We start from the raw sequence: 13,801 nt of genomic DNA, 5'->3' as shown, positions 1-13,801 counted from the left end.
GACACGTCGTCGGGGGGGGGGGGGGGGGGGGGGTCCCGCCGACTGACGCGCGCCCTCTCGATACAACGCGAGCCGACATCGCGCAACCACTCGACGTCCGGCCGCGAGGCTGCGCACAATGCAGAAGTGTTGAGCCCGAAGAGTTCTTTGCGCCATAACGACCGTCGCCGCACCGGGGACCGCCGCGGCCGGACCGAGGGGCTGAGCCCTTTGGTGCGCATGCCGCGGTCTCTGCACGGGCATCCGGCAGCGGAGGCCGTCTACGGCATCGACCGGCTCGTGAAAGACGTGGAACACGGGCGGTTCGAGCGCAGCATGTCGGCGCTCACCGCGGTCGGGGCGGCCGTCACGACCGCCGAGATCTTCTTCGAGCACGACAAGGCCAGCTTCGGCAACCCGTGGATGTGGGCGCCCATCGCGACCGGACCGATCGGCGTGGTCGCCGGTGCGGCTGGTTTCGTGAGCAAGCGCATGGCCAAGACGGCGTTGCCCATCGCGGCGGTGATCATCCTGGCGAACGGGTTGCAGGGTGTGTGGCTGCACGCGAGGGGCATCCGTCAGAAGCCGGGTGGGTGGAAGAACTTCCGTTACAACATGGAGATGGGGCCGCCGCTGCTCGCGCCGTTACTCGTCACGCTGGTCGGCGGCATGGGACTGCTCGCCGCGCTGTTGCGGAGAGAGCGGTGAGCAAGCAGCACTACCGCCCCCGCGACACGCTTCCGCTCGCGCCGGAGGACGGTGGCGGCCGCTTCCCCGGCTTCAACGTGATGGGGCAGGAGAAGCACTGGGACACGGCAACGAAGGCCGCCCTGCAGGCCCGTCTGCACGGGCTTCCGGCGGTGCGCTTCTTCACGCAACTCGAAGAGGCGACGGCGAAGTGCCTGCTCGACCGGCTGATGGGGCAGCCGGCCGATCCCGGGGGTGAGACCGTGGATCTTGCCCGCATGGTGGATGCCCGCCTCGCCGAGAATCAGACCGACGGCTGGCACTACGACACGATGCCGCGTGACTCGGAGGCGTGGCAGGCATCCCTAGCCGCGATCAATGAGGATGCGCACGACCGTCATGGCCGGGACTTCGCCGAGTGCGACGAGGACGAGCAGTGCGAGCTGCTCGAGACCGTGCGCACCTGGGGCGAGGACCGCTGGCACGACCTGCCGCCCGCCCAGGTGTGGAGCCTGTGGACGCGGTACGCCGCGACAGCCTTCTATTCGCATCCCGCGGTGTGGAACGAGATCGGCTTCGGCGGTCCCGCGTATCCGCGCGGCTACAAGGAGCTCGGCATCGACAAGCGGGAGCCGTACGAGGTTCCGGATGCCCGCCCGCACGATGATCCGCTGCGTCGCCCGGGTCCGGCCCGCGAGGCGCACAACAGTGCACGCCACACGACCGGACAAGGCGGTCGCGCTCCGTCGTCGTCCCGGGGACACGGCGACGACTCGAAGGGCGATGATTCGTGAGTACGGTGCGCGAGCGCAACGAATCCGCCTGGCTGCTCACGCCTCGCGGCGCGGTCGACGACCGGCTGCGCACGCAGATGCGGCACTTCGACGACACCGACGAGCTGGATGCCGTGATCGTGGGCTGCGGCGCGGGCGGCGCGACCATGTTGCAACGACTGGCCCGAATGGGCTGGCGCGTTGCGGCGCTGGATGCCGGCCCGTTCTGGAACCCGGAGGACGACTGGGTCAGCGACGAGGCGGCATCCCACCAGCTGTACTGGACGGAACCGCGAGAGATCGGCGGCAGCGACCCTGTGCCGCTCGGCTCCAACAACTCGGGTCGCGGCGTCGGCGGCTCGATGGTGCACTACGCCGGCTACACGCCGCGCTTCCACCCGAGCGACTTCCACACGAAGACGGTCGACGGAGTCGGAGCCGACTGGCCGCTCGACTACGCGGATCTGCGGGGATACTACGAGCAGATCGAGGCCGAGCTGCCGGTTGCCGGCGAGGATTGGCCGTGGGGCGACCCGCATCGCTACCCGTACAGCCCGCATCCGGTGGGCGGCAACGGCGAGGTGTTCCTGCGCGGGGCGCTGAAGGCCGGCATCGAGGCGAAAGTCGGCCCGGTCGCCATCGCGAACGGTCGCTTCGGCCACCGTCCGCACTGCATCTACCGCGGCTTCTGCCTGCAGGGCTGCAAGGTCAACGCGAAGGCCTCTCCGCTCATCACCCACGTTCCGGATGCCCTCGAGCACGGCGCCGAGGTGCGTCCCGACTCGATGGTGACCGGCATCGAGGTGGATGCCTTCAGCGGGCACGCGACCGGGGTGCGCTACGTGCGCGACGGGCGCGAGCGGTTCCAGAAGGCATCCGTCGTCATCGTCGCGGGGTACTCGATCGAGACGCCGCGGCTGCTGCTCAACTCGGCATCGGCACGCTTTCCGGACGGACTGTGCAACGACTTCGACCAGGTGGGCAGGTACCTCATGGTGCAGGGTGCCCCGCAGACCGCCGGGCGGTTCGACTCGGAGATCCGCATGTACAAGGCGCCGCCCCCGGAGGTGAGCACCGAGCAGTTCTATGAGACCGACCCGAGCAAGCCGTACAAGCGGGGCTTCTCGATCCAGACCGTGTCTCCACTGCCGATCACCTGGGCGGAGCACGTCATGGCGCAGGGGCACTGGGGTGCGGAGTTCCGCAACTACATGAGCGACTACGTGCACTGGGCGTGCTTCGGGGCGCTGTGCGAGTTCCTTCCGCTGCCCGACAACCGGGTGACACTGTCGACCGAGAAGGACCGGCATGGCCTCCCGATCGCGCGCTTCTCCTACAGCCAGTGCGACAACGACCGGCAACTGATCGAGGCGGCGACCAAGGTGATGGAGAACATCCTGCTGGCCGCGGGCGCCGACGAGGCGATCACGATCAAGCGGTACGCGCACCTCGTCGGCGGAGCGCGCATGGCCGCCGACGAGGAGCACGGCGTGGTGGATGCCGACTGCCGCACCTTCGCCGTGCCCAACCTGTACATCACCGACGGCAGCGTGCTGCCCACGCAGGGCAGCGCGAACCCGGCACTCACGATCATGGCCATCGCGGCACGCGCGGCGGATCGAATGGCGCGACGGTGACACGAACGGCAGAGACGAAGGAGGAGACAGATGGCTAAGACGGTGAGCGACGTCGTCATCGAGCGGCTGAAGGACTGGGGTGTCACTCGTGTGTTCGGGTTCCCCGGCGACGGGATCGGGGCGTTCGACGGCGCGCTCGGCAAAGCGCAGGACGAGGGCGACGGCGTCGACTACATCAGGCCGACGCACGAGGAGATCTGCTCGCTGATGGCCACAGCGCACGCGAAGTTCACCGGAGAGGTCGGCGTGTGCGTAGCCACGTCGAGCCCCGGCGGATTCCACATGCTGAACGGTCTCTACGACGCGAAGATGGACAACCAGCCCGTCGTAGCGATCGTCGGCCAGCAGGGCCTCGCCTCGCTCGGCACGTTCACGCAGCAGGAGAACAACCTGGAGCGGGTGTTCCAGGACGTCGCCTGCTACGTGCAGACCATCGTCTCGCCCGTACAGGCGGAGGCCGTGATCGACACCGCGTTCCGCAGCGCGCTGGCGCGGCTGCAGCCGGCGGTGATCGTGTTCCCGCACGACGTGCAGGCCATGAAGGCGGTGACGCCGACCGCGGCGCACTGGGTCTCACGGGCCAGCAGGGAGCCGGCATCCACCGACATCACGCCCAGCGAGGCGGAGCTGCGCAAGGCGGCGGACATCCTGAACGCCGGCGAGCGCGTCACATTCCTCGTCGGTGCCGGCGCCCAGGGCGCGACCGACGAGGTGCTGAAGGCCGCGGAACTGACCGGCGCGGGCGTCATCACCGCGCTGCGCGGAAAGGATGTCATTCCCGGCGACATCCCGTACCACACGCAGCAGGTCGGACTGCTCGGCTCGCTGCCGAGCCTGCACCAGATGCACGAGTGCGACACCCTGCTCATGCTCGGCACGAACTATCCCTATGGGGAGTTCCTGCCGGAGACGGGCGCGGCCAGGGCCATCCAGGTGGATCTGAAGCCGGAGCAGATGGGCATCCGCTATCCCACCGAGGTCAACCTGTGGGGCGACGTGAGGGCGACGCTGAAGGCGCTCATCCCGATGCTGAAGCCCAAGGACGACCTGTCGTGGCAGCGCAAGATCATCGACGAGATGCAGGGCTGGGAGCGCGAGGAAGAAGCGGAGGCGATGGTCAACTATGACGACGGCGCCAACCCGCGGCGGTTCTACTTCGAGCTGAACAAGCGGCTCCCAGACGGCGTGATCGTGACCGCGGATGCCGGTACCACCGCCGACTGGTACGCCCATCACCTGCGCTTCCGGCGCGGAATGCGCGGCGACCTCTCCGGCCGGCTGGCGACGATGCTCGCCGCGATGCCGTACGCGACTTCTGCGAAGTTCGCGTTCCCGGACCGTCCGGTGATCTGCACCATCGGCGACGGGGCGTTCCAGATGCTCGGCATGAACGAGCTGATCACGATGAAGAAGTACCTGAAGAGGTTCCCGAACAAGCAGTTCGTCGTGCTCATCCTGCATAACAACGACCTCGGCCAGGTCTCCTGGGAGATGCGCACCGAAGACGCCAACCCGGTGTGGCGCACCGCGCAGGACGTGGAGTCGATCGACTACGCCGGTTATGCGCGGCTGCTGGGTTTTCAGGGCATCCGGGTGGAGAAGGACGACGACGCCGCCGACGCGATCGAGACCGCGCTCGCCCACGATGGGGTAACCGTGATCGACGCCATGGTGAGCCGGAACATCCCGCCGCTGCCGCCGCACATCACGAAGGAGTACGCGAAGAACACCGGTCTTGCGCTGCTGAAGGGCGACCCGTTCGAGGTCAATGTGATCAAGGACTCGGCGGAGGCGCTGGTCACCGAGGGACTGGAACGCGTGAAGGGTGCGCTGCACATCGGCGGCGACAAGAAGGACGAGTGAGCGGATGACCCTGGCAGGGGATCGGGACGCCACGGGCCGGTCGGGTCCGACCGCCGACACTGCGATCCGGGCCGTGCGCGCCAGGGTGTACGTGGTGCCGACGACGTTCGACGGGGAGCCGATGCACGAGTCGGACGGTACCGCGAAGTGGGACTCGACGACGGTGCTCGTCGTCGAGATCGACGCGGGCGGATGCACCGGCCTCGGCTACGCGTACACCTCGTCGACCGGTCTCGGGCTGGTGCGCGACGTGCTCGCGCCTCTCGTGACCGGCAAGGACGCGACGGCGACACCGGAGCTCTTCTGGGCGATGGCGCGGGCCGTGCGCAACATCGGCTGGCGCGGCATCGCGGCCAGCGCGATCTCGGCCGTGGACGTCGCGCTGCACGACCTCAAGGCGAAGCTGCTCGACGTGTCTCTGCTTCGGCTCCTCGGCGCTTCCCGCGACCGCATCATGGTGTACGGCAGCGGCGGGTTCACGAGCTACAGCGACGAGCAGTTGCGGCAGCAGCTGGGCGGATGGGCCGAGCAGGGCATCCGCGCGGTGAAGATGAAGATCGGAACGGATCCTGATGCGGATCCGGCTCGCGTACGCACCGCCCGGGAGGCGATCGGCGGCGACGTGCAGCTGTTCGTCGACGCGAACGGCGCGTACAGCCGCAAACAAGCACTGGGCATGGCGCAGCGGTTCTGGGCCGACGACCGCGTGACCTGGTTCGAGGAGCCGGTCTCCAGCGACGACCTCGAAGGGCTGCGCCTGATGCGCGACCGCGGCCCGGGCGGCATGCAGATTGCGGCAGGGGAGTACGGCTACATGCCGGCGGACTTCCGCCTGCTCCTCACCTCAGGCGCCGTGGACACACTGCAGGCGGACGCCACGCGCTGCGGCGGCGTCACGGGATTTCTGAACGCGGCCGAGCAGTGCGTCGCGTGGGGCGTGGCGCTGAGCGCGCATTGCGCGCCGGCGCTGCATGCCGTGCTGACGGCATCCGTCGAGCCCGGCGTGCACGTGGAGTACTTCCACGACCACGCGCTGATCGAGCCTCTGCTCTTCGACGGCACGCCCGAACTGGTCGACGGATGCCTCGTGCCCGATCCCTCGCGGCCCGGCCTGGGCCTCGAACTCACCGACCGCGGTGAGGAGTACCGCACCGAGTCGTGGCAGTGGGACTAGCGGGAGTCGGCTAGGCGACCCTGCGCACCGGGTGTGCGTCCCGGTCAGGACGCTGCTGACCGGCACGTCCAGCGTGGGCGGGCGCGCCATCCTCGTCGAGCACGACGAGGCCGCGCGGTCCGTTGGCCTCCGTCTCCAGGAGTCGCAGCCAGTCACGGTTGACGGCCGGAACGCGCGACCCCAGGTACTTGAAGTACACCGGGACCTCGGCGGACATCCACAGCGACGCCCTGCCGCTTCCGACCGAAAGGTCGTCCAGCCACGACATCAGAAAGGACTCGCGGCGACGGAACTTGTTGACGATGACGATCTCCAGGCGGGTCAGGAGACGGTCGTCGAATTCCACATCTTGCGGCCCGTAGATCATGGTTCCCATGGCTCACTCCTTAGAAGAACTTGTGTTTTGAGTCTGTAGTAGGGCGCGATGTCGCTCGGAGCGGGACGACCCCTGGGGAACATCGAAACGCGGGTCGGCAGACGACTTCAAGGGTGGCCCTCATACCGGGAGGGTCTTGACATTTCGCTCAACGTCGTATTCGAAACCAGCAGGTGCGTGCCCACCGTCGCCGGACGTGTCCGTTGCGGTTTGGCAACCCCTTATCTTCACGTGAGCCATGCCGTGTTCTGGTCTTGCACGTCTTATCAGTGAGGGAGATCTGCGCATGTTCGAACACTTCGACAACCCACGCCAGCTTCTCGAATACCGCATCGGCTCGGCCATCTCGATGGAGCAGGACTCGCTCTCGATGCTCGGGGAGCTCGAGCAGGCCGCGCAGAGTGAGGACATCAAGGAGATGTTCCGTCACCACGCCGATGAGACGCGGCACCAGATGCAGAACCTCGATCAGGTGTGCCAGGAGCTGGAGATCTCCGCAGCCGAGGAACCGTCTCAAACCACGAAGGGGCTCTCTCGCGAGGGAACGTCTCTGATCCGCAAGTCCGACGTGTCGCTCCTCGACAGCGTGGTGCTGTCGGCAGCGCTCGAGACCGAACACACCGAGATCGCGGCATACCAGTCGCTCATCTGCCTTGCCGACTCCCTCCGGCTTCAGCAGGTCGTGGAGCTGCTCACCGAGAACCTCGGACAAGAGCAGCACACCAGCGAGGAGCTGTACGACAAGCTCAAGAGCATCGTCGCTGCGGTTTGACGGCCGTGTGAGCCGGGGGATGTCGGGTTCGGGCGGACCGGCATCCCCCTTTTCAGCTCTCTCGGACTGCGCGTAGAGTCGCCGCCATGCGAAGGGACGGCCCGCAGTCGCACGCCGAGCATGCCCGAGCCCTGTCTGCCCGTGTCGCCGACAGCGGGGACACCGACCGCGCGCTGCGGTTGGCGGTATTCGAACGTGCCGCGAGGGGTGCCGCCGTACCCGAGCCGTACGACCAGCTCGTCGAACAGATCGCCAGAGACTCGGCACGAGTGACGGATGCCCAAATCGCGGCTGTGCTGGGTGCGACCGGCAGTGAGAGGAGCGCGTTCGAGCTGATCCTGACCGCCGCGATCGGAACGGGGCTGCACCGCTGGGATGCCGCAGCGGCAGTGATCGAGGAAGCCCTCGATGCGCCTGCCTGAGGTCGAGCGTGGCGATACCCTTCGGCACCGAGCGCTGATCGCGATGATCTCGCGGCTCACCGGCATCCGTCTGCCCGATGCCGCGCGAGTGGCGTTCTATCACCAGGACTTCGCCGGCCCGGTTCTGGGCGCCTGGACGCAGAGGGCCATGCGCGGAGAGAGCGGATGGAGCGTGTACGAGCGGGAACTCATGGCCGCTGCCGTCGCATCCTGGAACTCGTGCCCGTTCTGCGTCGGTGCGCACGGTGCGATCGCCGTGCGCGGCATCGATCGCGCGCTCGTCGACGCCGTGTTGAACGACTACCGCACCGCCCCGGTGTCCGATCGGCTGAAAGCGGCGCTGACCTTCATCGAGAAGGTCACGCGTCGTCCGGACGAGCTCACCGCCGCCGACGCTCGAGCCGCTCTGGATGCCGGCCTGTCCGTCGACGATCTCCGCGATGCGGCGGCAGTGGCGAGCATCTTCAACGTGATCGTCCGATACGCGAACGCGCTCGCCTTCCAGATTCCGAGCTCGGACGAGTTCGACAAGGCAGCGGGCATGCTCCTCAAGCGCGGCTATTCCTGAACTGCCGGCGCCCCGGTCGCCGTTGAAGGTGGCGCGTGTCAGCGGCCCGGCGGTACCGGCGTAACGAGGAAGTCGTCGAGGTTGCGGAGTTCGCCGCGGACGTGCGCTGACGCATGATCGGCGACGCGTACGGCGTCGTGCAGGCTCGAGGCATCCGTCGTCACCATGGCCGATCCGATGAGACGATGACCGCTCCAGCGCAGCTTCACGTTCTGGATGCCCGTCACTCCGGTCGTGTGCTCGAGCACATGCTCGACTCGTTCGAGCAACAGCGGGTCGACGGCATCCATCAGGCGTGCGCCGACCGACTTCACCGTGCCCCAGAGCAGCGCCAGGATCGAGATAGCGATGAGCAGGCCGATGATCGGGTCGGCGAGCGGAAAGCCGAGGAGCACACCGATGGCGCCCAGCACGACCGACAGCGAGGTGATGCCGTCGAGCCTCGCGTGCACACCGTCGGCCATCAGTGCAGCCGAGCCGATCTTGCGCCCGACGCGGATGCGGTAAACGGCGACGAGCTCGTTTCCTGCGAATCCGATCAGGCCGGCGACGATCAGCCACCCGGCATTCTCCACCGGTTGCGGATGGATGAAACGGTCGATCGCCTCCCAGCCGGCGACGACCGCGGACAACGCGACGACGAAGACGATGAACAAGCCGGCGAGGTCTTCGGCGCGCCCGTACCCGTAGGTGTAGCGGCGAGTGGCGACGCGTCGGCCGAGCACGAACGCGATCCATAGCGGGACGGCGGTAAGCGCGTCGGCGAAGTTGTGGATCGTGTCGGCCAGGAGCGCGACGGAGCCGGTGAACAGCACGAAGCCGAACTGCAGAAGGGTCGTGCCCAGCAGGATGAACATTGAGACCTTGACGGCGGTAACGCCTGCCTTGCTCGCCTCGAGCGCGTCATCGACGGAGTCCGCGGCATCGTGCGTGTGCGGAACGAAGAGGTCGTAGAGGAATCCCTTCACACCGCCATGCGGATGCGAGTGCTCGTGGCCGTCGTGGTCGTGGTCGTGGTCGTGGTCGTGGTGATGGTCGTGGTCGTGGTTGTGGTGGGCATGAGGATGCTGGTGCTCGTGCTCGTGCTGGTGTGTGTGGCTCACGACTGCTCAACCGCCTGCACGTGGTGGTGGCGCGGCACGTCTCCCAGAGAATGCTCCGCCTGGAAGATCGCATCCGAGACGAGCTGCCTCGCATGCTCGTTCTCCAGCCGGTAGAAGACGCGCTGCCCGTCTTGACGTGTCGCGACGATGCGAGCCAGGCGCAGCTTGGCGAGGTGCTGCGACACCGCCGACGGCGGTTTGTCCACGATGTCGGCAAGGTGGTTCACCGACAACTCCTCGACATCCCGGAGCGCGAGGATGATCCGCACCCGGGTGGCGTCGGCGAGCATCGAGAACACCTCGACGGCCAGCTCGACGTACTGGCTGTCCACCTCGCGACCGCATATCGGCTTATCCGCATCCATACGCAGATGCTAACTTAATGAGGGACGCGGCCCGGTACAGCCATCCGCTCCAGCGCCCGTACCAGGCACGCTCACTGCGTCTTTTCTGCCGGCGCCGCTACCGTGGACGTCGAGTTTCGCTAGCAACCCCTTGCCTGCCGATGAACGGCATGCGTGACGAAAACCCAGAGGATCATGACCGACACGATCGAGACCACGACCACCGAACTCGGAACGAGCCGCGTCAAGCGCGGGCTCGCGGAGATGCTGAAGGGCGGGGTGATCATGGATGTCGTCACCGCCGAGCAGGCGAGGATCGCGGAAGACGCCGGCGCGGTCGCCGTGATGGCGCTCGAGCGAGTGCCTGCAGACATCCGTGCGCAGGGCGGTGTCGCGCGCATGAGCGACCCGGATCTGATCGACGGGATCATCTCGGCGGTCTCCATCCCGGTTATGGCGAAGGCTCGCATCGGGCACTTCGTGGAGGCGCAGGTGCTGCAGGCGCTCGGTGTCGACTACATCGACGAGTCCGAAGTGCTGTCGCCGGCGGACTATGTGAACCACATCGACAAGTGGCCGTTCACCGTGCCATTCGTGTGCGGTGCGACCAACCTGGGCGAGGCGCTGCGGCGCATCACCGAGGGTGCGGCGATGATCCGGTCGAAGGGTGAGGCCGGCACGGGAGACGTCTCGGAGGCGACCAAGCACATCCGCGCGATCACCTCGGAGATCAACGCGCTGAAGTCGAAGTCGAAGGACGAGCTCTACGTGGCGGCGAAGGAACTGCAGGCACCGTACGACCTCGTGGCCGAGGTGGCGACGACCGGCAAGCTACCCGTCGTGCTGTTCACGGCAGGAGGCGTCGCCACCCCGGCCGATGCGGCGATGATGATGCAGCTGGGTGCTGACGGCGTCTTCGTCGGCTCGGGCATCTTCAAGTCGGGCGATCCCGCCAAGCGTGCGGCGGCGATCGTGAAGGCGACGACGTACTACGACGACCCGGAGGAGATTGCCAAGGCGTCCCGCGGACTCGGTGAGGCGATGGTCGGCATCAACGTCGCCGACGTGCCTGCTCCGCATCGCCTCGCCGAGCGCGGCTGGTAGGCGAGGAGCCTTCGCCGCTGAAGCGCATCGGCGCGCTCTCGTCCAGCCCTCGTCCGACAGCGGGGACGCGCGTAGCGTTTCGACCATGTTGATCTTGCTCGTTGTGCTTCTGGTCATCTGGCTGATCGTGGCCGTCGTCGGATTCGCGTTCAAGGGCCTGCTCTGGCTTGCGATCATCGGCATCATCCTCTTCATAGCGACGGTGATCGTCGGCTTCATCCGCCGGGCCGCGTCCAGGAGGTCGTGATCGCCTCCGAGAACGGCCTCCGCGGGGAAGGATGCTCGTGAGCCTCGCCCTGGTCTCGCTCACTCCAGCGCAGTCGCTGGGCATCCCTGTCGCGCTCGTCGGTTCCGTCTTCCTCGCATTGGGGGCGGAGTTCCAGCAGCACGGGGTCACCAAGGTCGGTCGCAGCGCGGATGCGGCGGAGCACTCCGGCCTGGGCTGGAAGCAGCTCGTCGCGTTGGCACGCCGGCCGTCGTGGCTTCTTGGCACCCTCATGCTCGGGCTGGCGATCGTGCTCCAGCTCTTCAGCTTGTTTCTCGCGCCGCTCACCGTCGTTCAGCCGCTCGGTGCCATGGCGCTCGTGATCACGGCAGTGATCACGGCCAGGCTGTCCAGAACGCGACTGGAGCCGCGAGCCATCCGTGCCATCGTCTGCTGCATCGCCGGGGTGGGTCTGTTCGTCACCATCGCGGCGCTCACCACCACCACGATCCCGATCACCGACGCGCAGCTTCTGATCGTGGTGATCATCCTGGCGGTCGTGCTGCTGCTCTTCGGAATCGGCTTCGTGGCGTTCAGGGCCAGGTTCACTCGACTGTTCTACGTCGCGGGCGCCGGCGTGTTGTTCGGGTTTGTCGCGACGCTCGCGAAGGTGCTGATCACCCGCGTTCAGACCATCATCCACAACGGCTTCCGCCTCAGCCCGGCGGACTGGCTGACCGTCGTCTGCCTGCTCGGGCTGGTCACGGCGGCGATCCTCGGAACGTATTTCGTGCAAACGGCGTATTCGTCCGGCTCCCCGGAACTCGTCGTTGCCGGGCTTACCGTCATCGACCCGCTCGTGGGGGTGAGCATCGGCATCGTCGTGCTCGGGGAAGCGGCGACCGCGCCGATCTGGGCCGACGTGGTCTTCATCGTCACCGGGGCCATCGCGGTGTACGGCGTCATCGAACTCTCCCGACATCAGCCGAGCGCGGCGGGCGCGGCGAAGGCGGGTTCGTCCAAGTGACGCTTCCGTTGATAGTTGCAAGCCCTTGATCGACGAAGAGCACGGCGCGAGGCTCGACGTGCCGAGCGGATGTCACGAGAAGCCGTTCGACCGCGTTCTACGGAGGTGACCCATGGCATCCGCTCTCATCAGTGCCTCTTTCGACGATGAGGATGCCTCCCGTCGAGTCTTCAACCGTCTCCGGGAGCTGCACGGTGCCGCGTTGCTCAACCTCACGGGGCTCGTCTGGGTCGAAGTGGGCAAGGACGGCCACCTCGAGCTCACGACCGCACCTCATGATCCGGTCGCACCCGAGAACGAGCGAGACGCCGCCTCGTTCGCCCAGATACTGGGTTCGCTCTTGGCGACACCGCTGCTCGGTGCCAGGGTCGGCGGCACGGTGAACGCCGTCGTCGATCGGGTCGCCGAGGATGACGCCACCCCTGAGCGGCGTTTGCGCAAGCAGGTTGCGAGCATCCTCGCCCCGGGCAAATGGGCGGTGGTGGCCTATGCATCGCAGGTGGCAGAAACTGTCGTGCGGACAGAGCTCGGTGACGATGCACCCGACCTGACCATTTGGGAGATCGACGACGCGGCTGCGGCCGAGCTCGCGTCGGACGCCGGTGTGGATTCGTGATTCGCACGTCGGCGTGGACTCGTAACGTGTGGCGGATGCATGTCCCGGATTCATGGGTCGGCTCCGCCGTGCGGCGCGGGACGCCCGCGCGGAGCGCTGGCGGGAGCCGATTACGCTGGAGACCATGAGCGTGACCGGTAGCGGCCGCCGGGTCGGCGTTCTCGCACTTCAGGGTGACTTCCGCGAACATCTGCACGTGCTGCGGGAGATCGGTGCCGAAGCCGTACCCGTGCGCCGCGCGGCCGAACTGGACCAGGTCGGTGGGCTCATCATTCCTGGCGGTGAGTCGACCGTGATGGACAAGCTCAGCCGATCGTTCGGGCTCGCGCAGCCGATTCGCGATCGGATCGCGGCGGGCATGCCCGTCTACGGCACGTGCGCCGGCATGATCATGCTCGCCGACAAACTGGTCGACGCGGCTGACGGACAGCAGACGATCGGTGGCCTCCACGTCACCGTGCGGCGCAATGCGTTCGGCAACCAGAACGATTCGTTCGAGACAGACCTGCCGATCGCGGAGCTCGGTGATCCTGCCGTGCACGCCGTGTTCATCCGAGCGCCCGCTGTCGAGCGGATGTCTGAGGACGTTACCGCGCTGGCGACGCTCGTCGACGGCAGGGTGGTCGCGGTTGAGCAGGACGGACTGCTGGCCACCGCCTTCCACCCGGAGATCAATGGCGAGTATCGGTTCCACCGGCGATTCCTGGAGCTTGTGGCGGAGTCCTAGGGCGCACGCCACCGGCTGTCGGGCAGTGCGAACTTCGCGGCACGGAGCCGCGGCACCGCCGTACATCCGGGAGTTGCCGGATCACGCATGGACCGCGCTGCGGCCGTTGCCCGGGGCGCGCTCATTCGCGTCGTCTCGGCCTTCCGCGTGCGGTGCCGGTGGGTCGCCAGGTGCCGGTGGGTCGCCATTCCCCGGTGGGGTCGATCCATGCTGGTGCCCGGACGTGTGGTGCGCCGGCGATCATGCGGATGGCCCAGCCGCCGGTGTCGACGTAGTGATGGTGGTACCAGCACAGGGCAGGCTGTCGCGTGAATCTTCTGGGCGGTGGGGGTGCGGGATTTGGTAGCGTTCGGCGTCTGGCTGGAGGGTGCCGGCTTGCCCGGTCAGGCGGGGGTGGCTGCTCGGAGTTTGAGGAGGTTGTGGG

At 67.2% G+C, this 13,801-nt stretch carries 16 protein-coding genes; 13 read left to right on the top strand and 3 right to left on the bottom strand.

Annotated features, from left to right (window positions below; all coding sequences use genetic code 11):
• The first annotated feature begins 219 nt into the window (after positions 1–219).
• The 5 genes from ACYVII_RS11010 to ACYVII_RS10990 are packed head-to-tail and all read left to right on the top strand — an operon-like array spanning position 220 to position 6,113.
• The gene (locus ACYVII_RS11010) at positions 220–687 is read left to right on the top strand and encodes a hypothetical protein (protein ID WP_460534869.1); all 468 of its coding nucleotides are present in this window, start codon (positions 220–222) and stop codon (positions 685–687) included.
• Positions 684–1,460 (top strand): gluconate 2-dehydrogenase subunit 3 family protein, encoded by a 777-nt coding sequence (locus ACYVII_RS11005; protein WP_460534867.1) that lies wholly within the window; start codon positions 684–686, stop codon positions 1,458–1,460. Before ACYVII_RS11010 ends, ACYVII_RS11005 begins: the two co-directional genes overlap by 4 nt.
• On the top strand, positions 1,457–3,076 hold the full coding sequence (locus ACYVII_RS11000; protein ID WP_460534865.1) for a GMC family oxidoreductase: 1,620 nt from the start codon (positions 1,457–1,459) through the stop codon (positions 3,074–3,076). The genes ACYVII_RS11005 and ACYVII_RS11000 overlap by 4 nt, the downstream gene beginning before the upstream one ends.
• 30 nt (positions 3,077–3,106) lie before the next feature.
• Positions 3,107–4,939, top strand: coding sequence for a thiamine pyrophosphate-requiring protein (locus ACYVII_RS10995; protein ID WP_460534863.1), 1,833 nt, complete (start codon positions 3,107–3,109; stop codon positions 4,937–4,939).
• A gap of 4 nt (positions 4,940–4,943) precedes the next feature.
• Positions 4,944–6,113 (top strand): enolase-like domain-containing protein, encoded by a 1,170-nt coding sequence (locus ACYVII_RS10990; RefSeq protein WP_460534861.1) that lies wholly within the window; start codon positions 4,944–4,946, stop codon positions 6,111–6,113.
• A gap of 10 nt (positions 6,114–6,123) precedes the next feature.
• Here the strand turns inward: ACYVII_RS10990 and ACYVII_RS10985 are convergent, their stop codons facing one another.
• Positions 6,124–6,489 carry a DUF7882 family protein gene (locus tag ACYVII_RS10985; RefSeq protein WP_460534859.1) on the bottom strand — a complete coding sequence of 122 codons (366 nt, stop codon included), beginning with the start codon at positions 6,487–6,489 and terminating at the stop codon, positions 6,124–6,126.
• A gap of 286 nt (positions 6,490–6,775) precedes the next feature.
• Here ACYVII_RS10985 and ACYVII_RS10980 point away from each other — a divergent pair, with 286 nt between their 5' ends.
• The 3 genes from ACYVII_RS10980 to ACYVII_RS10970 all read left to right on the top strand — a co-directional run bounded on the left by ACYVII_RS10980 (position 6,776) and on the right by ACYVII_RS10970 (position 8,251).
• Positions 6,776–7,261 (top strand): YciE/YciF ferroxidase family protein, encoded by a 486-nt coding sequence (locus ACYVII_RS10980; RefSeq protein ID WP_460534858.1) that lies wholly within the window; start codon positions 6,776–6,778, stop codon positions 7,259–7,261.
• Positions 7,262–7,347: 86 nt separating this feature from the next.
• Complete coding sequence (locus tag ACYVII_RS10975) at positions 7,348–7,683, top strand: hypothetical protein (RefSeq protein WP_460534856.1); 336 nt, start codon at positions 7,348–7,350, stop codon at positions 7,681–7,683.
• Positions 7,670–8,251 carry a carboxymuconolactone decarboxylase family protein gene (locus ACYVII_RS10970; protein WP_460534854.1) on the top strand — a complete coding sequence of 194 codons (582 nt, stop codon included), beginning with the start codon at positions 7,670–7,672 and terminating at the stop codon, positions 8,249–8,251. Before ACYVII_RS10975 ends, ACYVII_RS10970 begins: the two co-directional genes overlap by 14 nt.
• Positions 8,252–8,289: 38 nt before the next feature.
• Here ACYVII_RS10970 and ACYVII_RS10965 read toward each other — a convergent pair whose 3' ends face one another.
• Both ACYVII_RS10965 and ACYVII_RS10960 read right to left on the bottom strand, forming a co-directional pair.
• A complete protein-coding gene (locus ACYVII_RS10965; protein ID WP_460534852.1) occupies positions 8,290–9,354 on the bottom strand; it encodes a cation diffusion facilitator family transporter in 1,065 nt (354 codons plus the stop codon).
• Positions 9,351–9,719 carry an ArsR/SmtB family transcription factor gene (locus tag ACYVII_RS10960; protein WP_460534850.1) on the bottom strand — a complete coding sequence of 123 codons (369 nt, stop codon included), beginning with the start codon at positions 9,717–9,719 and terminating at the stop codon, positions 9,351–9,353. Before ACYVII_RS10960 ends, ACYVII_RS10965 begins: the two co-directional genes overlap by 4 nt.
• Before the next feature lie 174 nt (positions 9,720–9,893).
• Between ACYVII_RS10960 and pdxS the strand changes: the two genes are divergently transcribed.
• From pdxS to pdxT, 5 genes are all read left to right on the top strand, one after another.
• Positions 9,894–10,802 carry a pyridoxal 5'-phosphate synthase subunit PdxS gene (pdxS, locus tag ACYVII_RS10955; protein ID WP_460534848.1) on the top strand — a complete coding sequence of 303 codons (909 nt, stop codon included), beginning with the start codon at positions 9,894–9,896 and terminating at the stop codon, positions 10,800–10,802.
• Between the two features lie 85 nt (positions 10,803–10,887).
• Entirely contained in the window at positions 10,888–11,049 is a 162-nt protein-coding gene (locus tag ACYVII_RS10950; RefSeq protein WP_460534846.1) for a hypothetical protein, read from the top strand.
• 31 nt (positions 11,050–11,080) lie between these two features.
• Positions 11,081–12,034, top strand: a complete 954-nt coding sequence (locus ACYVII_RS10945; RefSeq protein WP_460534844.1) for a DMT family protein — start codon at positions 11,081–11,083, stop codon at positions 12,032–12,034.
• A 112-nt stretch (positions 12,035–12,146) separates the two neighbouring features.
• Positions 12,147–12,650: a hypothetical protein gene (locus ACYVII_RS10940; protein ID WP_460534843.1), complete on the top strand. Its 504-nt coding sequence runs from the start codon at positions 12,147–12,149 to the stop codon at positions 12,648–12,650.
• Positions 12,651–12,774: 124 nt separating this feature from the next.
• A complete protein-coding gene (gene pdxT / locus ACYVII_RS10935) occupies positions 12,775–13,377 on the top strand; it encodes a pyridoxal 5'-phosphate synthase glutaminase subunit PdxT (protein WP_460534840.1) in 603 nt (200 codons plus the stop codon).
• The last annotated feature ends 424 nt before the right edge of the window (positions 13,378–13,801 follow it).

The sequence above is a fragment of the Humibacter ginsengiterrae genome, assembly GCF_054780115.1.
This window is presented reverse-complemented; position numbering and strand designations above follow the sequence as displayed.